Origin of the sequence: Paraburkholderia caledonica NBRC 102488 (assembly GCF_000685095.1) — a bacterium.
Lineage (GTDB): Bacteria > Pseudomonadota > Gammaproteobacteria > Burkholderiales > Burkholderiaceae > Paraburkholderia > Paraburkholderia caledonica.
The window spans coordinates 188,738-205,881 of record NZ_BAYE01000009.1 but is presented as its reverse complement, the minus strand read 5'-3'; the positions used below and the strand labels follow the sequence as shown (position 1 = coordinate 205,881).

The window sequence follows — 17,144 nt, the reverse complement described above, 5'->3', positions numbered from 1 at the left end:
TCTATCAATCGTCTAAGGCAAACCGAGTCATGTGGAAGACGTTGCGCCCTAACCGGGCGAATCTGGTGATCTGGCAATGGCTGCTGCTCGTGCTGTGCTTCGTGCTCTGGTACGTGCTGACGAGCCCGACGCTCTTGCCGGCGTTTTATTTCGACGACCCGAACAAGGCAGCGTTCTTCTTCGGCGAACCGCAAAAGGTGCTGCTGCGGATCTGGGAGTGGTTCACGACCGGCGAGATTTATCTGCACCTGTGGATCACGCTGCTCGAGACCGTGCTAGCGTTTGCGTTCGGCACGGCGCTCGGTCTTGGCGTCGGTTTATGGCTTGCGCTCTCGCCGCTCGCGAGCGCGCTATTCGATCCGTATATCAAGGCCGCGAACTCGATGCCGCGGGTGATTCTCGCGCCGATCTTCGGCGTGTGGTTCGGTCTCGGCATCTGGTCGAAGGTCGCGTTGGGCGTCACGTTGGTGTTCTTTATCGTGTTCTTCAACGTGTATCAGGGCGTGAAGGAAGTGAGCCCGGTCGTGCTCGCCAACGCGCGCATGCTCGGTGCGAACGGCAAGCAACTGCTGCGTTTCGTCTATTTGCCGAGCGCGATGAGCTGGGTGTTTTCGAGCTTGCATACGTCGGTGGGCCTGGCGTTCGTCGGTTCGGTGGTGGGCGAGTATCTCGGCTCGGCGCGCGGCGTTGGCTACCTGATTCTGCAAGCCGAAGGCACCTTCGACATCAACACGGTGTTCGCCGGCATTCTGGTGCTGACCGCGTTCGCGCTGGTGCTCGACGCGATCGTCGGTGTCGGCGAAAGGCATCTGATGAAGTGGCAGCCGAAAACCGGCGACACCGAAAAGCTCTAGGAATCGCAAACGCCGCAGAAAAGAAAAACAGCGTGTGAGCTGAAGAGCCACACGCTGTTTTAATTTTGCCGAACGCCCAAGGAGTCTGCTGTGCGGCTGCAACCCTACCGTAGCCGCGGGGCGCTTGCAGTCATGGGGTAATCACCACCTTGCCGATTACCCGGCGCTCGGCCATATCGCGCAGCGCGCGCCCTGTTTCTTCGAGCGGGTAGCGCGCCGACACGTAAGGTTTGAGCTTGCCTTCGCCTATCCAGCCGACCATCTGTTCAAAAGCGGCATGATTGCGCTCGGGCTCGCGCTTCGCGAAATCTCCCCAGAACACGCCGACCACGCTTGCGCCTTTGAGCAGCGTCAGATTGAGCGGCAGCTTCGGGATCTCGCCGTTCGCAAAACCCACCACCAGATAACGCCCGCGCCAACCGATGCTGCGAAACGCCGGCTCCGTATACACGCCGCCGACCGGGTCGTAGATTACGTCCGGACCGCGTCCGTCGGTGAGTGCTTTGATGCGCTCACGCAAGTCCTCGGTGCTGTAGTTGATCGTCGCGTCCGCGCCATGCTTTTTGCATATGGACAGCTTTTCGTCGCTCGAAGCGGCCGCGATGACGCGAGCGCCGAGCGCCTTGCCGATTTCGACAGCCGCGAGGCCGACACCGCCTGCCGCGCCGAGCACGAGCATCGTCTCGCCAGATTGCAACGCGGCGCGATCCACGACCGCATGGTGCGAGGTGCCATACGCCAGCGTGAACGCCGCAGCCAGTTCGAAACCGACGCCGTCCGCGAGCGGAACGCATGCCGACGCGCTCGCGACAGCCTGCTCCGCGAAACCGCCCGAACCGGTGAACGCGACCACGCGCGAGCCCGGCGCGAACTGCGTGACGCCCGCGCCGATCGCGCGCACGATTCCCGCGACCTCGGAGCCGGGTGTAAAGGGCAGTGGCGGTTTGAACTGATACTTGTTCTCGATGATCAGCACATCGGGAAAGTTGACGGAGGCGGCCTTCACGTCGATCACGACCTGCCCCGCCTCGGGCAGAAGCTCCGGCAGGTTCTCTACGGTGAGGCTTTCGGGCGGCCCATATTGATTGCAGCGAATCGCGCGCATCGTGTCTCCATTCGGTCGAGGTTCACAGTCGCTTCGAGTGTAAAGCATCCGTACGACCGTACGTTTATCTCCTTTGGCTGAGCGCGCAGGTCGTGTTGCTGCAAGCCTCGTGCGCCTTATCGCGAGCCCGGCGCCTGCGCTTTGCGTGGTGCGCGCAACACCCCGGTCGTGTCGTTCGCGCGCCTTCTTTCCTCGGTTACAATCGCCGCATGCGAATTCTACTCAGCAACGACGACGGTTATCTGGCGCCCGGCCTTGCCGCGCTTTACGAAGCGCTGAAGCCGCTCGCGGACGTGACCGTGATGGCACCCGAACAGAACTGCAGCGGCGCGTCCAATTCTCTGACGTTGTCGCGGCCGCTTTCGGTCCTGCGCTCGGCCAATGGTTTCTACTACGTGAACGGCACGCCTACCGACTCCGTGCACATCGCGCTGACGGGCATGTTCGACCACACGCCCGATCTCGTCGTGTCGGGGATCAACAACGGTCAGAACATGGGCGAGGACACGCTCTATTCGGGCACCGTCGCGGCGGCTACGGAAGGCATCATGTTCGGTGTGCCGGCCATCGCATTTTCTCTGGTCGACAAGGACTGGATGCATCTCGAAGACGCGGTGCGCGTCGCCGCAGAGATCGTCGCGCACTATCTTGCACATCCGCTGCCGGGGCATCCGCTCCTGAACGTCAATATTCCGAACCTGCCGTACGAGCAATTGCGCACCTGGCATATCACGCGTCTTGGCAAGCGGCACCCGTCCCAGCCGGTGATCCGCCAGACTAATCCGCGCGGCGAGCCGATCTACTGGATCGGACCGTCGGGCAGCGCCCGCGATGCTAGCGAAGGGACCGATTTCCACGCAGTCGCCAACGGCCATGTGTCGATCACGCCGCTGCAACTGGATCTGACCCACACGCAGATGTTGCCGGCGGCGCGCGACTGGGCGCGTGCGGGTAGCGGCGCTTCATGACGAGCGAGCGCGCGAAGCGCTTCCCGCTCGGTCTCGAGGATCTGGTGCGCGAGCCGCGCCGGCCGGAGGGCCGTCCGGGCGAGGTGCGCGCCGCAGCACTTGCCGCGAGTGCTGCGCTCAATGCGCGGCAGCAGCCCGCGAGAAATCTGCAGCCCGGTGTGGTGGGCAAAGCGCCGTCGAAGCAAAGTCGAGCGCAGGCGCCGGTCCCGGCAAAATCGCCGGTCGGTGCGCAGGCGAGGCCACAAGTCATGACGCCGCCAAAGCCGCTTGCCGCGCCTGCAGCGAAATCGCCGGCGAGGCCTGTCGTGCAAAGTGCGAGTGTGCGGCCGTCGTCAGCGGGCAGGACCGCTGCGCAGGCACCGGCGCCCGCGCGAGCGCCAGCCAAACCTGGTGCGCAATTGGCGTCGTCGGCAAAACCCGCAAGCCGGCCGGCAGAGCGCAGCGCAGCGCCGAACGTCGCTTTGAACGGCGCCATGGCGTTGACCTCGGAACGGGTTCGCGAACGCATGGTCGAACGCCTGCGTGCAAACGGCGTTACCGATCAGCGCGTGTTGAATGCGATGTCGGTCGTGCCGCGCCACATGTTCGTCGATCCGGGTCTCGCGGTTCAGGCCTACGAAGATGCGGCGCTGCCGATCGGGCATCACCAGACTATCTCGAAGCCGTCGGTGGTCGCGCGAATGATCGAACTCGCGGCGGCGGGCCGCACGCTGACGAACGTGCTCGAAATCGGCACGGGTTGCGGTTATCAGGCGGCGGTGCTGAGCCAGGTCGCGCGCGAGGTGTATTCGATCGAACGGATCAAGCCGTTGTCCGAGCGCGCGAAGACAAACTTGCGTCCGCTGCGAATTCCGAATATCCGGCTGCACTATGGCGACGGGCGTTTGGGGCTGCCGTCAGCGGCGCCTTTCGACGCCATTCTGATCGCCGCCGCGGGCCTCGACGTACCGCAAGCATTACTTGAACAACTCGCGATCGGCGGCCGTCTGATCGCGCCGGTCGGCTCGCAGGAAGGTCAGAGCCAGGTACTGACGCTCGTCGAGCGTCTCGGACCGGCGCAGTGGCGGGAGTCGCGGCTTGATCGCGTTTTCTTTGTACCCTTAAAATCCGGAGTGATTTGACACCGATGAGTATGTTGCGCGCGATGCAAAGAACCAGTCTGAATATCCCTATGTCCATCACCCAGCGCAGCGTGTGCGTGCTCGCCTTGTCCCTGTTGATGACAGCCTGTGCATCCCGGCTCGATCAGGCGCCGGTCGTCGACCGCTCCGGCGGCAATGTGCTCAGCACGCAGGCTGCGCAGCAGCCGCCGGTGCCGCTCGGGCCGCCGCCGCCGGGCTACTACCGCGTGAAGCCCGGCGACACGCTGTATCGGATCGCACTCGAGAACGGCCAGAACTACCGTGACATTTCCGCGTGGAACAATCTCACGAACCCGAATCAGATTGAGGTGGATCAGCTGCTGCGCGTCGTACCGCCGGACGCCAATACCGCCGCGTTGACGCCGGGCGTGACGACCGCGCCCATCGGCAGCACCGGCGCAGTGCAGGGCGCGCCGCTGAACGGCACGTCGCCGTCCGCGGGTGCTGCGGCCGGCGTCGCCGCGCCGCCCATCTACGGTACGACTGCGAACAACGCTGCGCTCACGCCGCCGTCCAGTACCGGTGCGGCGGGTGCGGCGAGCGATTCGAGCGCCGGCGCATCCGGCAACGTGAACTTCGCGTGGCCGGTGCGTGGTCCGTTGCTCGGTACGTTTAACGATTCGACAAACAAAGGTGTCAACATTGGCGGCGCGGCGGGCGACGCAGTAAAGGCCTCCGCCGACGGCCGCGTGGTTTATGCCGGAAATGGGCTGCGTGGTTACGGCAATCTCATTATCATCAAGCATGATGCAACTTATCTCACCGCATATGCACACAACCGCTCTTTGATGGTAAAAGAGGGGGACGCGGTAACGAAAGGGCAGAAAATCGCCGAGATGGGTAACAGCGATTCAGACCGCGTCATGTTGCATTTCGAAGTTCGCCGACAGGGTAAACCTGTCGACCCACTGAAGTATTTGCCGCCGCAATAAGCGATACGACCATGCCGAAATCGAAGCGCCGCCTGCCGCAAGCCGAATCTGAAACGATCAGCGATGCCACGTCCGCTTCGGTGGACGAAAGCGGCGCTTCCGAAGCGGAAGAAGAGACTGTTGAAGAACGCGAACTCGACGAGCGTCAAAGCGCGGAAGAAGGCGGCGACGCGCGGGAAGGCGTGGCCGAGGTCGTGCCCGACGCCGACGACTTCCGCGCGTTGCTGCAGGCCGAGCTGACGGCCGACACGATCCAGCATTATCTGAACCGCATCAGCGTAAAGCCGCTCCTCACTGTCGAAGAGGAGCAGAAGTACTCCCGTCTTGCGAAGGCGGGCGAGTTCGAAGCACGGCAGGTAATGATCGAGCGCAATCTGCGGCTTGTCGTCAGCATCGCTAAGGGTTATCTGAACCGCGGCGTGCCGCTGCTCGATCTGATCGAAGAGGGCAACCTCGGCCTGATGCATGCCATCGAAAAATTCGATCCCACGCGCGGCTTCCGGTTTTCGACTTACGCGACCTGGTGGATACGACAGAGCATCGAGCGTGCGATCATGAACCAGGCTCGCACCGTGCGCTTGCCGGTGCACGTGATTCGCGAGCTCAATCAGGTGTTGCGTGCAAAGCGCCATCTGGAAAAAAATTCGATGAATTCGGGCGAAGCAGCCGAGCGGCGCGACGCCAGCATCGACGACATTGCGTATCTGACTGGTAAGACCACTGACGAAGTCACTGACATTCTCGCGCTGAACGAGCACACGGCGTCGCTCGACGCGCCGCTTGATCTCGATCCCGCCAGCAGTCTGCTCGATCTGTTGTCCGACGACCAGAGCCAGTCGCCGGACGCAGAAGTCCAGCATCGCGAACTGGAAACGCTCACGCGCGCGTGGCTTGCACGCTTGTCGGACAAGCACCGTCATGTGATCGAGCGCCGGTTCGGGCTGAACCACATCGAGCCCGCCACGCTCGAAGAACTCGCCGATGAAATGGGCCTCACGCGCGAGCGTGTGCGCCAGATCCAACAAGAAGCGCTCGTGCGCTTAAAGCGCTTTTTCGCCTCCAACGGCGTTCGGAAAGACGCCGTTCTCTAACCTGATGACACCGATTCTTGTTTTCGACATCGAGACGATTCCCGATGTCGCCGGCATCCGCCGCCTCGAAGATTTGCCCGCCACAATGAGCGACGCCGAAGTCGCCGAGCATGCGTTTGCCGCCCGCCGCGACAAGACGGGCAGCGATTTTCTGCCGCATCATCTGCAACGGATCGCCGCGATTTCCTGCGTGTTCCGCGACAACAACGGTTTTCGCGTGCGCTCGCTCGGCACGCTGGAAGACGGCGAAGCGGCGCTCGTGCAGTCGTTTTATCGCGTGATCGAGAAGTACACGCCGCAGCTCGTGTCGTGGAACGGCGGCGGCTTCGATTTGCCGGTGTTGAACTATCGCGCGCTCGTCAACGGGATACCCGCCTACCGGTTCTGGGATCTCGGCGAGGACGACCGCGAGTTCAAGTGGAACAACTACATCAGCCGTTATCATGCGCGCCACACCGATCTGATGGACGTGCTCGCGATGTACCAGGCGCGCGCCAACGCGCCGCTCGACGCGCTGGCGAAGATGTGCGGCTTTCCCGGCAAGATGGGCATGGACGGCAGCCAGGTGTGGCATGCGTATCAGGAAGGGCGGATTGAGGAAATCCGCAATTACTGCGAGACCGACGTCGTAAATACGTATCTGCTCTATTGCCGCTTTCAGCTCATTCGCGGCGCATTTTCCGCCGCGGAATACGCCGACGAGATCAATCTGGTCAAGAACGCACTGGCGCTCGAAACGGCGCCACAATGGGCGGAGTATCTTGCAGCGTTCGATCAGTAGCGCTGCAGGCGGTGCTGGCGATGCGCGCGGGGTGAAGGCGTCGCCCGGCGCTTCGTCTACAATCTCGCCTTTCCCCAAAGTTTGCCAGGAAGTAGCAGGTGTCCCGAACTGCCCCCCACCGTCGGTCGCCGAAGCGCCCGTCGAAATATCATAAGACGCCTGCTCCGGCGCCAGCGCTCGTCATTACCGGCAATGAACCGGTCATTGAAATCGTTTCGCTCGATATGGAAGCCCGCGGCGTCGGCCGCATGGAGAGCGAGGACGGCACGCCCGGCAAGGTGGTCTTCGTCGAAGGCGCGCTGCCCGGTGAGCGCGTGAGCTACTCGACACATCGCAGCAAGCCGAAATTCGAGCAAGCCGAAGTCGTCCAGGTATTCCGCGAAAGCGTGATGCGCACCAAGCCCAAGTGTGTGTACTTCGACATTTGCGGCGGCTGTTCGATGCAGCATCTGGATATTCGTGCGCAAGTCGCGGTCAAGCAGCGCGTGCTCGAAGACAACCTTCAGCATCTGGCGAAGCTGCGCCCTGAAACGGTGTTCCGCCCGATTCACGGACCGGCTTGGGGCTACCGCTACCGCGCGCGTCTCGCGGTGCGTTTCCTGCCGGAAAAGGGCGGCATGCGCATCGGCTTTCACGAGAAGAAAAGCAGCTACATCGCGGATATGAAAACCTGCGAAGTCCTGCCGCCGCATGTATCAGCCATGCTGATGCCGCTGCGCTTCATGGTGCGCAAGCTGTCCATTTACGATCGCATGCCGCAGCTCGAACTGGCGGTCGGCTCGTCGGTGACGGCGCTCGTCGTGCGCAACCTGGAGCCGTTGACTCCTGCTGACGAGCAGGTGCTGCGCGAGTTCGCCGACGAGCACAAGGTCCAGTTCTGGATTCAGCCGGGCGGGCCCGACACCGTCACGCCTCTCTATCCGCTCGACGTGCAGCTCGACTACACGCTGCCCGAATACGACATCCGGATGCCGTTCAAGCCGACCGACTTCACGCAGGTCAATCACGCGATCAACCGCGTGCTCGTGAGCCGGGCGCTACGCCTGCTGGCGCCGGCGCGCACCGACCGCGTGCTCGATCTATTCTGCGGCATCGGCAACTTCACGCTGCCGCTCGCGCGTGTCGCGAGGGAAGTAGTGGGTATCGAAGGCAGCGAAGTGCTGACCTCGCGGGCGCTCGCCAACGCCGAGCTGAACGGCGTGGCGGCGCATACGTCGTTCGCGTGCCGCAATCTTTTCGAAGTCACCGCCGACGACATTCGCGCGCTCGGCCACTTCGACAAGTTCCTGATCGACCCGCCGCGCGAAGGCGCGCTCGCCGTCGCGAAAGCTTTGGCGGAGATTGCTCAGAGCGGCGACGGGCCGCTGCCGCAGCGGATCGTCTACGTGTCCTGCAACCCGTCGACGCTGGCGCGCGACTCGGGTCTGCTCGTGCATGAGGCTGGCTACCGGCTGGTGGGTGCTGGCGTCGTCAACATGTTCCCCCACACGTCGCATGTGGAGTCGATTGCGTTGTTCGAGCGCGATTGCTGAAGCGCGAACGCGTGAACGAGTGAACGCATAGACTGAACGCTTGGACCGAACCCGCAAAGAAAAACGCCACGACCTGGGTCGTGGCGTTTTTCACTTGCAGCCGATGTTTCAGCGTGCTGCGCGGCTTAGAACTGCCACCACGACTTTTCCTTACCCGGCCTTGCGTGGCCCGTGATGTACGGGCTGTCGGGGAAAGTGCCGGCCAGGACGCGCTTCGTGTCGTCGGCCAGTTGCGGCTGGTTCAGCTTCTCGTACGACAGCATCATGATGTGCAGTGCGTCTTCGATAGCCGGTGCGTTCTTGTATTCCTTCAACGCGAGTTGCGCGCGGTTGATTGCAGCCACATAGGCGCCGCGGCGGTAGTAGTAGTCTGCCGCGTGGACTTCGTGAGACGCGAGCGCGTTCACGATGTAGCGCATGCGCTGTGCAGCGTCGGGCGCGTATTTGCTGTTCGGGTAACGGTCGACGACGACCTTGAACGCGTCGTACGACTCACGCAGCGACTTCGGATCGCGCTCGCTCATGTCCTGACCGGAGAAGCGGCCGAAGAGACCGAGGTCGTCGTTGAAGTGGATCATGCCCTTCAGGTAGTACGCGTAGGCGATGTCCGGGTGATCCGGGTGTAGCTGGATGAAGCGGTCGATCGCCTGGTCGGCGGCCGCGGGTTCATTGTCTTTCCAGTTGCAATACGCGACGTTGATCTGCGCCTGCTGTGCGAAGTGGCCGAACGGGTCGCGGCCTTCGAGCATTTCGAAGTATTTCGCGCACTTGCCGAAATCGCCGCCGCTCAAGGCGTCGTTCGCCTCCGTATATAATTTGTTGTTGTTCCACGTTGCCGTTTCGTCGGTCTTCTCCGGCAGGCCGTGGCAAGCCGCAACAACCGCGACGGCTGCGGCACACGCAATGTATCCGGCCACTTTCCGGGCCGCGTTCTTCATGGCCTTCAAATTGATCGCCGCTTTAGTGATGGTGTTCAAGGCTCGCATTTTCCAGTCTAGCTTTACGTCCAGGTGACCCAGACTCAATGACCCGCTCAAATACTCCAGGCGCTGCAACCGGTGCCGGGAATAGCAACGAAGATTATAACGTAAGCGCCGACCCCTCCGACGCGTTGGGCGCCGATTCGCTCGACGACGATCTCGGCGCCGACGCGCTCGGCGAGGCCCGTGCGGCCAGCACGGTACCCACCGTGGCGAACCGTGTCACCGACGAAACGCCGCGCAATGTCGTGGTGCCCGACGAACTGGCGGGCGAGCGCCTCGACAAGGTGCTGGCGCGCGTGTTCCCCGAATTTTCGCGTAACCGGCTTCAAAGCTGGATCGAGGCGGAGCGCGTGCGCATCGACGGCAAGCCCGCGAAAATCCGCCAGCCGGTTCCGCTCGGCGCGACGATCGAACTCGTGCCGGATCTGCTGCCCGAACAGCTCGCGTTCACGCCCGAACCGGTGCCGCTGGAAATCGTCTACGAAGACGACACGCTCGTGGTCATCAACAAGCCGGCCGGCATGGTCGTGCACCCCGCGGCCGGGAACTGGAGCGGCACCGTGCTGAACGGTCTGCTGTACCGTTACGGAGACGCGGCGGCGGGCTTGCCGCGTGCGGGCATCGTGCATCGGCTGGACAAGGAAACGTCAGGGCTGATGGTGGTTGCCCGCACGCTCGAAGCGCAGACCGACCTCGTGCGCCAGTTGCAGGCGCGCACGGTGAAGCGCCGCTATCTTGCGCTCGTGTGGGGCAACATGCCCGAAGAAGGAACGATCGACGCGCCGATCGGCCGCGATCCGCGCGAGCGTACCCGCATGGCGGTGGTCACGGGCGCATCGGGCAAACCGGCGCGCACGCATTTCCGGCGCGTCGATACGGCGATCTGGCAGCGTCAGCCGGTCACCGCGATCCATTGCGATCTGGAAACCGGCCGTACGCATCAGATTCGCGTGCACTGCGCGCACATCGGCCACCCGCTGCTGGGCGATCCTGTCTATGGGCGCGCCCGCGGCAAGCGTTCGGTTACGCCGCTGCCGGGCGAGTTCGCGCGTCAGGCGCTGCATGCATGGCGCCTCGGTCTGATTCACCCGAAAACCGGCCGCACGATGCAATGGCGCGCCGACGTGCCCGAGGACATCGCGGCGCTGTCGGCGGCGCTCGGTCTCGGCCGCGACGATGCGGGCGAGTTCGACGAGACGTACTATGAGGAAGACGGCTACGAAGCATCGCTTGGCGAGGAGATGGACGACCTCGATGAGCACGATGAAGACGACGCAGCCGCGGACCATTCAGAGCAAGACGAGGACGATCGCGCATGACGAGCCTGCCGCAACTGAGCTTTGCCGATGTCGTGCAACCCGCCTGGAACGTGGCGCCGCGCGTGCGTGCGCTCGTCACCACGCGCGACGGCGGCGTGAGCGAGCCGCCCTTCGGGCGCTGGCGCGACGGCGCGGACCAGCGCGGCGGCCTGAATCTCGGGATGAAGTCCGGTGACGATCCGGCGGCCGTCGCCGCCAATCGCGCGCGGCTCCTCGCACTGACCGGCTTGACTGAGGCAGCGTGGCTCGATCAGGTTCACGGAGCGCGCATCGTGCGTGCAGAAGACGCGCTTGGCGAAGCGCGCGCGAGCGGTGCGCCGGCGCAGGCTGACGCGAGCGTCACCGATCGCGCGGGCATCGCGTGCGTCGTGATGGTCGCCGACTGCATGCCGGTGCTGTTGTGCGACGAAGCGGGGCGCGCAGTCGGCGCGGCGCATGCGGGATGGCGCGGACTCGCGGCAGGCATCGTGGAGCAAACGGCCCAGCGCGTCGCGGAACTCGCCGGCGTGCAAACGGGCGAGTTGCACGCGTACCTCGGACCGTGCATTGGACCGGAGTCGTTCGAAGTGGGTGCGGACGTGCGTGACGCCTTCATGAACGGCACGGACGAAAGCGGGCGCGCGGCCACGGCGAGCGCTTTCGTCGAACATCCGCGAAACGCCGGCAAATACCTTGCGGACCTTCCTGCGCTGGCGCGCTTGCGCTTGCAGCGGCTTGGCGTGACGCGCATTGTCGGCGGCGATCTGTGCACGGTCACGCAACGTGAGCGGCTCTATTCGTATCGTCGCGATCGGGAGACCGGCCGGATGGCCGCCTTGATCTGGCTCGACGATCAGGCACAAACACTCGGTGACTGACGTTCAGCGACTGACGCGTTGCGTGATCTTCGACGCAACGCTGTAACGACTAACGCGCGGCCCCGGCACACGGCGATCGTTCGCACGCGTCGCACATCGCGCTATCTACGAGCATGCGTCTGCCCGTTTCCTGAAGCGCGGGCACTCCGCTTTTTGCTGCGCTGCCGGAACCCGATCGAGTCGATAAACCAACCGCGATTCAGCGTTGTGCTGCACTTCATAAATGTGATTAAAGCGCCGTAGAACGCGAGCTTTTTTGCAGATCCGCCATGCGTTTGACATATGGCCGAAAATCACGACAGGCGATACAGGGAAAACGATAATTAAAAAACTATCGCACTGCGGCAAAATCGGGAACAAGCATTGACATGCCTTGCGATGGGGAGCAAGAATGTTTCTCACAGCTCCTCGTACATGGGACAGGGCGTGACGAGGGCGCGAGCGATCGCCCACGTGCGCAAGAACCTGCCTCTCAACCGTCCGCAAGGACTTACCGGTCAAAAGCAGGTATGGCAGCTTCTCATTCCTCAGCTTCCCCCAGCACCGACTCCTCGAAGGAGCAAACGCAGCAGGCCGACACGAGCGGAGCTACACCTGCCGCGGGCATGCAGCAATTTTTCGACGCCTGGTTAAATGCGTGGCGCGCGCTCGGCGCGGCGCCCGCTGGCACCGGCACGCCGTTCGCCATGCCGCAGGTTCCTCCAGCGCAAGGCGCGGTACCCTGGAGCTTCCCGCAAATGCCGTCGTTTCCAGGGACATTTCCAGCGACGTTTCCAGGACTCGGGTCTTTCCCCGGCTTCCCAGGCATGCCTGACTTCAGCAAGCTGGCAGCGGGCGCGATGCCAGCCATGCCGTCGCTGGCTGGGTTGAACATGCCAGCCGCGGCGATTCCGCCCGAGCGTCTGCAGAAACTGCAAGCCGACTACACGCGCGAAGCAATGGTCCTGCTCCAGCAGGCGAGCGGCAACGGCGCAGCACCGAAGGCGCCCGAACTCAAGGACCGCCGCTTCAGTTCGGACGCATGGAGTTCCACGCCGGCCTTCGCATTCACCGCTGCCTGGTATCTGCTGAACGCGCGCTATCTGCAGGAAATGGTCGATGCGCTGGAAGCGGAACCGAAAGTGCGCGAGCGCATCCGTTTCGCGGTTCAGCAATGGACGGCCGCCGCATCGCCGAGCAACTTCCTCGCGTTGAATCCCGAGGCGCAAAAAACCTTGCTCGAAAGCCATGGCGAGAGCTTGCGTCAAGGCGTGATGAATCTGCTTACGGACATGCAGCGCGGCAAGATTTCGCAAACAGACGAATCGCGCTTCGTGGTCGGCGAAAATCTCGCGACCACCGAAGGCTCGGTCGTTTTCGAAAACGAGCTGATGCAGTTGATCCAGTACAAGCCGCGCACGGCGACCGTGCGCGAGCGTCCGTTGCTGATCGTGCCGCCTTGCATCAACAAGTACTACATTCTCGACCTGCAGCCGGAGAACTCGCTGGTCGCGCATGTGCTGGATTCGGGACACCAGGTGTTCCTGATCTCCTGGCGTAACGCGGATGCGTCGATCGCCCATAAAACGTGGGACGACTACGTTGGTGAAGGCGTTCTCACGGCATTGCAAACGGCGAGCCGGATCAGCGGGCGCGAGCAGATCAACACGCTTGGCTTCTGCGTAGGCGGCACGCTGCTCGCCACGGCGCTCGCGGTCGCCGCGGCGCGCGGCGAACATCCGGCTGCGTCGATGACGCTGCTCACCGCGATGCTCGACTTCTCCGATACGGGCGTGCTCGATATCTTCGTCGACGAAGCGCATGTGCAGATGCGCGAGCAGACCATCGGCGGCAAGAACGGTACGCCGCCGGGACTGATGCGCGGGGTCGAATTCGCCAACGCGTTTTCGTTCCTGCGGCCGAACGACCTCGTGTGGAACTACGTGGTCGACAATTATCTGAAGGGACGCACGCCGGTGCCGTTCGACCTGCTGTACTGGAACAGCGACTCGACAAGCCTGCCGGGCCCCATGTATGTCTGGTATCTGCGCAATACGTACCTCGAAAACCGTCTGCGCGAGCGAGGCGCGCTGACTACCTGCGGCGAGCCGGTGGACCTTTCGAAGGTCGACGTGCCCACCTTCATCTACGGTTCGCGCGAAGACCATATCGTGCCGTGGCAAACGGCTTATGCGTCGGTGCCGCTCCTCACCGGACCGTTGAAGTTCGTACTCGGCGCGTCGGGTCATATCGCCGGCGTGATCAATCCGCCCGCGAAAAAGAAACGCAGTTACTGGACGCTCGACGGTGAAACCGCGGAATTGCCGGAAACGCCCGACGAATGGCTCGGCGTGGCGAAAGAAGTGCCCGGCAGCTGGTGGCCCGAGTGGACCACGTGGCTCGATCAGTATGGCGGCAAGAAGGTGAAGCCGCGCGCTACGGCGGGCTCCCAGGAGTTTCCGGTAATCGAGCCGGCGCCGGGGCGCTACGTGCGGCAGCGCGAGTGAGGCGCTATGGCGTGCGGTTCGACCGGCCGCAGGCAACGAGACGAGTGAGCGTTTTTGACGAGCAACAAGATTTTTAACGTGACGGGCTGCGGCGTAATCAGCCGATGTGCCCGGAGGATATCGAAATGACTGATGTTGTGATCGTATCGGCCGCCCGTACGGCAGTAGGCAAATTCGGTGGGTCGCTCGCGAAGATCGCGGCGCCCGAGCTCGGCGCGACGGTGATCCGCGCGGTGCTGGAACGCGCGGGCATGAAGCCCGAGCAGGTGAGTGAAGTGATCCTGGGTCAGGTGCTGACGGCGGGCTCGGGGCAGAATCCGGCGCGTCAGTCGCTGATCAAGGCCGGCCTGCCTGCGGCAGTGCCCGGCATGACGATCAACAAGGTCTGCGGTTCGGGCCTGAAAGCGGTCATGCTGGCCGCCAACGCGATCATTGCGGGCGACGCAGACATCGTGATCGCCGGCGGTCAGGAAAACATGAGCGCCGCACCGCACGTGCTGCCTGGCTCGCGCGACGGCTTCCGTATGGGCGACGCAAAGCTGATCGACTCGATGATCGTCGACGGCCTGTGGGACGTGTACAACCAGTACCACATGGGCGTGACGGCTGAAAACGTCGCGAAGGAATTCGACATCACGCGCGAACAGCAGGACGCGTTTGCCGCGTTGTCGCAGAACAAGGCCGAAGCCGCGCAGAAGTCGGGCCGTTTCGACGACGAAATCGTGCCGGTCGAAATCCCGCAACGCAAGGGCGACCCGGTGCGTTTCGCCACCGACGAGTTCGTGCGTCACGGTGTGACGGCTGAATTGCTTGCAGGGCTCAAGCCGGCTTTCTCGAAAGAAGGCACGGTCACGGCGGCCAACGCGTCAGGCCTGAACGACGGCGCGGCGGCGGTGCTCGTGATGTCCGCGAAGAAAGCGGAAGCGCTCGGCCTCACGCCGCTTGCGCGCATCAAGGCGTACGCAAACGCGGGTGTCGATCCGAAGATCATGGGCATGGGCCCGGTGCCGGCTTCGCGCCGCTGTCTCGAGCGGGCAGGCTGGAGCGTGAACGATCTCGACCTGATGGAAATCAACGAAGCGTTCGCCGCTCAGGCGCTCGCGGTACACAAGCAGATGGGCTGGGACACGTCGAAGATCAACGTGAACGGCGGGGCGATTGCGATCGGCCACCCGATCGGTGCGTCCGGCTGCCGGATTCTCGTCACGCTGCTGCACGAGATGCAGAAGCGCGACGCGAAGAAGGGTCTCGCTTCGCTGTGTATCGGCGGCGGCATGGGCGTCGCACTGGCGCTCGAGCGGGTTTGAACGAACGCGCGCCTCGCCTGCGCGCGAAGCGCCAGCAGGTGACGGATCAGATGTTCACGCGGGCCCCAGGCGGCGCGCGAGCGCAGTAGCGGCCTCACAGCCGTTCGCGAGAGGGCGGCGCGATCAAGCATCAGGCGAGGGCAGAGGTAGCCGGTCGGAACAGCCGGTCGGCGCCTCGAAAACGATAATGGAGTCAAAGTCATGACACAGCGAATTGCGTATGTAACGGGCGGCATGGGCGGCATCGGCACGAGCATCTGCCAGCGGCTGCACAAGGAAGGCTACAAGGTCATCGCGGGCTGCGGTCCGAATTCGCCGCGCCGCGTGAAATGGCTCGAAGAGCAGAAGGCGCTGGGCTTCGATTTCGTCGCGTCAGAAGGGAACGTCGGCGATTGGGAGTCGACCAAAGCCGCGTTCGACAAGGTCAAGGCCGAAGTCGGCGAGATCGACGTACTGGTGAACAATGCGGGCATCACGCGCGACGTGGTGTTTCGCAAGATGACCCACGAAGACTGGACCGCGGTGATCGATACCAACCTGACGAGTCTCTTCAATGTCACCAAGCAGGTGATCGACGGCATGGTGGAACGCGGCTGGGGCCGCATCATCAACATTTCGTCGGTGAATGGGCAGAAGGGGCAGTTCGGCCAGACCAACTACTCGACGGCGAAGGCCGGCATTCACGGCTTCACGATGTCGCTCGCGCAGGAAGTAGCCACCAAGGGCGTAACGGTCAACACCGTGTCGCCGGGCTACATCGGCACGGACATGGTCAAGTCGATCCGCCCCGACGTGCTGGAAAAGATCGTTGCGACGATTCCGGTGCGCCGCCTCGGACAGCCGGACGAAATCGGCTCGATCGTGGCGTGGCTCGCGTCGGAAGAATCGGGTTTTTCGACGGGCGCGGATTTTTCGCTGAACGGCGGTTTGCATATGGGCTGAGTTACAGGCGCGCCGCTCACAAGGCAGCGCGGTCTGGCTCGGATGGTTCCGGCGGCGTCCCGGTTGCGCAAATGCCCGATTGCGCAGCCGGCACGCCGTCCGCGCTCTACTTGCGCTCAAAGGCGTTACATGACTACTACTACAAAGAAAGCAGCCGAACGACTGATCAAGAAATATCCGAATCGTCGGCTGTACGATACCGAGACAAGCACGTACATCACGCTGACGGACGTCAAGCAACTCGTGCTGGACCAGGAGGATTTCAAGGTCATCGATGCCAAGAGCAACGAAGACCTGACGCGTGCGATCCTGCTGCAGATCATTCTCGAGGAGGAGAGCGGCGGCTTGCCGATGTTCTCGTCGTCGATGCTGTCGCAGATCATCCGTTTCTACGGCCACGCGATGCAGGGCATGATGGGCACGTATCTGGAAAAGAACATCCAGGCTTTCATCGACATTCAGGCAAAGCTCGCCGATCAGTCGAAGAACCTGTATGAAGGCAAGGCGATGAACCCCGAGGTGTGGTCGCAGTTCATGAACATGCAGGCGCCGATGATGCAAGGCATGATGACGAGCTACATCGAGCAGTCGAAGAACATGTTCGTGCAGATGCAGGAGCAGATGCAGAATCAGGCGAAGTCCATGTTCGCCACATTCCCGTTCACGCCGGGCGGCGCGGTCAACGTGCCGGGTGGCGCCAACACTGCGGCGCCCGCTAGCCCGCAGGCCAATCCCGAACCGGAAAAGAAGTAGCCGCCCGAGCCCGCCTGGCGCGGCGTGCCGCCGTGCAGCGCATAGCGGCGCGGACTTGCGGCATGGCTGGTGCGGCGCGCGGCAGGCTGAGC

15 protein-coding genes are annotated in these 17,144 nt (G+C 63.1%); 13 read left to right on the top strand and 2 right to left on the bottom strand.

Going from position 1 to position 17,144, the window contains the following annotated elements; translation table 11 throughout:
* Positions 1-29: 29 nt before the first annotated feature.
* Positions 30-854 carry an ABC transporter permease gene (locus BCA01S_RS19930; RefSeq protein WP_020065852.1) on the top strand — a complete coding sequence of 275 codons (825 nt, stop codon included), beginning with the start codon at positions 30-32 and terminating at the stop codon, positions 852-854.
* Positions 855-984: 130 nt separating this feature from the next.
* Here the strand turns inward: BCA01S_RS19930 and BCA01S_RS19925 are convergent, their stop codons facing one another.
* Positions 985-1,959 carry an NADPH:quinone oxidoreductase family protein gene (locus BCA01S_RS19925; protein WP_027778418.1) on the bottom strand — a complete coding sequence of 325 codons (975 nt, stop codon included), beginning with the start codon at positions 1,957-1,959 and terminating at the stop codon, positions 985-987.
* Positions 1,960-2,168: 209 nt separating this feature from the next.
* Between BCA01S_RS19925 and surE the strand changes: the two genes are divergently transcribed.
* From surE to rlmD, 6 genes are all read left to right on the top strand, one after another.
* On the top strand, positions 2,169-2,927 hold the full coding sequence (surE, locus tag BCA01S_RS19920; RefSeq protein WP_027778417.1) for a 5'/3'-nucleotidase SurE: 759 nt from the start codon (positions 2,169-2,171) through the stop codon (positions 2,925-2,927).
* Positions 2,924-4,048, top strand: coding sequence for a protein-L-isoaspartate(D-aspartate) O-methyltransferase (locus BCA01S_RS19915; RefSeq protein ID WP_027778416.1), 1,125 nt, complete (start codon positions 2,924-2,926; stop codon positions 4,046-4,048). Before surE ends, BCA01S_RS19915 begins: the two co-directional genes overlap by 4 nt.
* A 5-nt stretch (positions 4,049-4,053) precedes the next feature.
* On the top strand, positions 4,054-5,001 hold the full coding sequence (locus BCA01S_RS19910) for a peptidoglycan DD-metalloendopeptidase family protein (protein WP_027778415.1): 948 nt from the start codon (positions 4,054-4,056) through the stop codon (positions 4,999-5,001).
* A gap of 11 nt (positions 5,002-5,012) precedes the next feature.
* Positions 5,013-6,092, top strand: a complete 1,080-nt coding sequence (gene rpoS / locus BCA01S_RS19905) for an RNA polymerase sigma factor RpoS (protein ID WP_027778414.1) — start codon at positions 5,013-5,015, stop codon at positions 6,090-6,092.
* A gap of 4 nt (positions 6,093-6,096) precedes the next feature.
* Positions 6,097-6,873 carry a 3'-5' exonuclease gene (locus BCA01S_RS19900; protein WP_027778413.1) on the top strand — a complete coding sequence of 259 codons (777 nt, stop codon included), beginning with the start codon at positions 6,097-6,099 and terminating at the stop codon, positions 6,871-6,873.
* Between the two features lie 98 nt (positions 6,874-6,971).
* The gene (rlmD, locus tag BCA01S_RS19895; RefSeq protein ID WP_027778412.1) at positions 6,972-8,405 is read left to right on the top strand and encodes a 23S rRNA (uracil(1939)-C(5))-methyltransferase RlmD; all 1,434 of its coding nucleotides are present in this window, start codon (positions 6,972-6,974) and stop codon (positions 8,403-8,405) included.
* Between the two features lie 125 nt (positions 8,406-8,530).
* On the opposite strand, the gene BCA01S_RS19890 is transcribed toward rlmD, so the two are convergent.
* Complete coding sequence (locus BCA01S_RS19890) at positions 8,531-9,343, bottom strand: outer membrane protein assembly factor BamD (protein ID WP_167455754.1); 813 nt, start codon at positions 9,341-9,343, stop codon at positions 8,531-8,533.
* 86 nt (positions 9,344-9,429) lie between these two features.
* Here BCA01S_RS19890 and BCA01S_RS19885 point away from each other — a divergent pair, with 86 nt between their 5' ends.
* The 6 genes from BCA01S_RS19885 to phaR all read left to right on the top strand — a co-directional run bounded on the left by BCA01S_RS19885 (position 9,430) and on the right by phaR (position 17,052).
* Positions 9,430-10,707 (top strand): RluA family pseudouridine synthase, encoded by a 1,278-nt coding sequence (locus BCA01S_RS19885; RefSeq protein WP_027778410.1) that lies wholly within the window; start codon positions 9,430-9,432, stop codon positions 10,705-10,707.
* On the top strand, positions 10,704-11,564 hold the full coding sequence (pgeF, locus tag BCA01S_RS19880) for a peptidoglycan editing factor PgeF (protein ID WP_027778409.1): 861 nt from the start codon (positions 10,704-10,706) through the stop codon (positions 11,562-11,564). The genes BCA01S_RS19885 and pgeF overlap by 4 nt, the downstream gene beginning before the upstream one ends.
* Positions 11,565-12,169: 605 nt before the next feature.
* Positions 12,170-14,050 carry a class I poly(R)-hydroxyalkanoic acid synthase gene (gene phaC, locus BCA01S_RS19875; RefSeq protein ID WP_027778408.1) on the top strand — a complete coding sequence of 627 codons (1,881 nt, stop codon included), beginning with the start codon at positions 12,170-12,172 and terminating at the stop codon, positions 14,048-14,050.
* Between the two features lie 125 nt (positions 14,051-14,175).
* On the top strand, positions 14,176-15,357 hold the full coding sequence (locus tag BCA01S_RS19870) for an acetyl-CoA C-acetyltransferase (RefSeq protein WP_027778407.1): 1,182 nt from the start codon (positions 14,176-14,178) through the stop codon (positions 15,355-15,357).
* 201 nt (positions 15,358-15,558) lie between these two features.
* Positions 15,559-16,299: a 3-ketoacyl-ACP reductase gene (locus tag BCA01S_RS19860; protein WP_020065865.1), complete on the top strand. Its 741-nt coding sequence runs from the start codon at positions 15,559-15,561 to the stop codon at positions 16,297-16,299.
* Between the two features lie 129 nt (positions 16,300-16,428).
* Positions 16,429-17,052, top strand: coding sequence for a polyhydroxyalkanoate synthesis repressor PhaR (phaR, locus tag BCA01S_RS19855; RefSeq protein ID WP_020065866.1), 624 nt, complete (start codon positions 16,429-16,431; stop codon positions 17,050-17,052).
* Positions 17,053-17,144 lie beyond the last annotated feature (92 nt).

Excerpts from the sequence above, each read along its gene's own strand:
- BCA01S_RS19900 (WP_027778413.1), top strand. The coding sequence starts at position 6,097 with ATGACACCGATTCTTGTTTTCGACATCGAGACGATTCCCGATGTCGCC.
- BCA01S_RS19885 (WP_027778410.1), top strand. The coding sequence starts at position 9,430 with ATGACCCGCTCAAATACTCCAGGCGCTGCAACCGGTGCCGGGAATAGC.
- rpoS (WP_027778414.1), top strand. The coding sequence starts at position 5,013 with ATGCCGAAATCGAAGCGCCGCCTGCCGCAAGCCGAATCTGAAACGATC.
- BCA01S_RS19915 (WP_027778416.1), top strand. The coding sequence starts at position 2,924 with ATGACGAGCGAGCGCGCGAAGCGCTTCCCGCTCGGTCTCGAGGATCTG.
- BCA01S_RS19910 (WP_027778415.1), top strand. The coding sequence starts at position 4,054 with ATGAGTATGTTGCGCGCGATGCAAAGAACCAGTCTGAATATCCCTATG.
- pgeF (WP_027778409.1), top strand. The coding sequence starts at position 10,704 with ATGACGAGCCTGCCGCAACTGAGCTTTGCCGATGTCGTGCAACCCGCC.
- BCA01S_RS19860 (WP_020065865.1), top strand. The coding sequence starts at position 15,559 with ATGACACAGCGAATTGCGTATGTAACGGGCGGCATGGGCGGCATCGGC.
- phaR (WP_020065866.1), top strand. The coding sequence starts at position 16,429 with ATGACTACTACTACAAAGAAAGCAGCCGAACGACTGATCAAGAAATAT.
- BCA01S_RS19930 (WP_020065852.1), top strand. The coding sequence starts at position 30 with ATGTGGAAGACGTTGCGCCCTAACCGGGCGAATCTGGTGATCTGGCAA.
- BCA01S_RS19870 (WP_027778407.1), top strand. The coding sequence starts at position 14,176 with ATGACTGATGTTGTGATCGTATCGGCCGCCCGTACGGCAGTAGGCAAA.
- BCA01S_RS19925 (WP_027778418.1), bottom strand. The coding sequence starts at position 1,959 with ATGCGCGCGATTCGCTGCAATCAATATGGGCCGCCCGAAAGCCTCACC.
- phaC (WP_027778408.1), top strand. The coding sequence starts at position 12,170 with ATGCAGCAATTTTTCGACGCCTGGTTAAATGCGTGGCGCGCGCTCGGC.
- surE (WP_027778417.1), top strand. The coding sequence starts at position 2,169 with ATGCGAATTCTACTCAGCAACGACGACGGTTATCTGGCGCCCGGCCTT.
- BCA01S_RS19890 (WP_167455754.1), bottom strand. The coding sequence starts at position 9,343 with ATGAAGAACGCGGCCCGGAAAGTGGCCGGATACATTGCGTGTGCCGCA.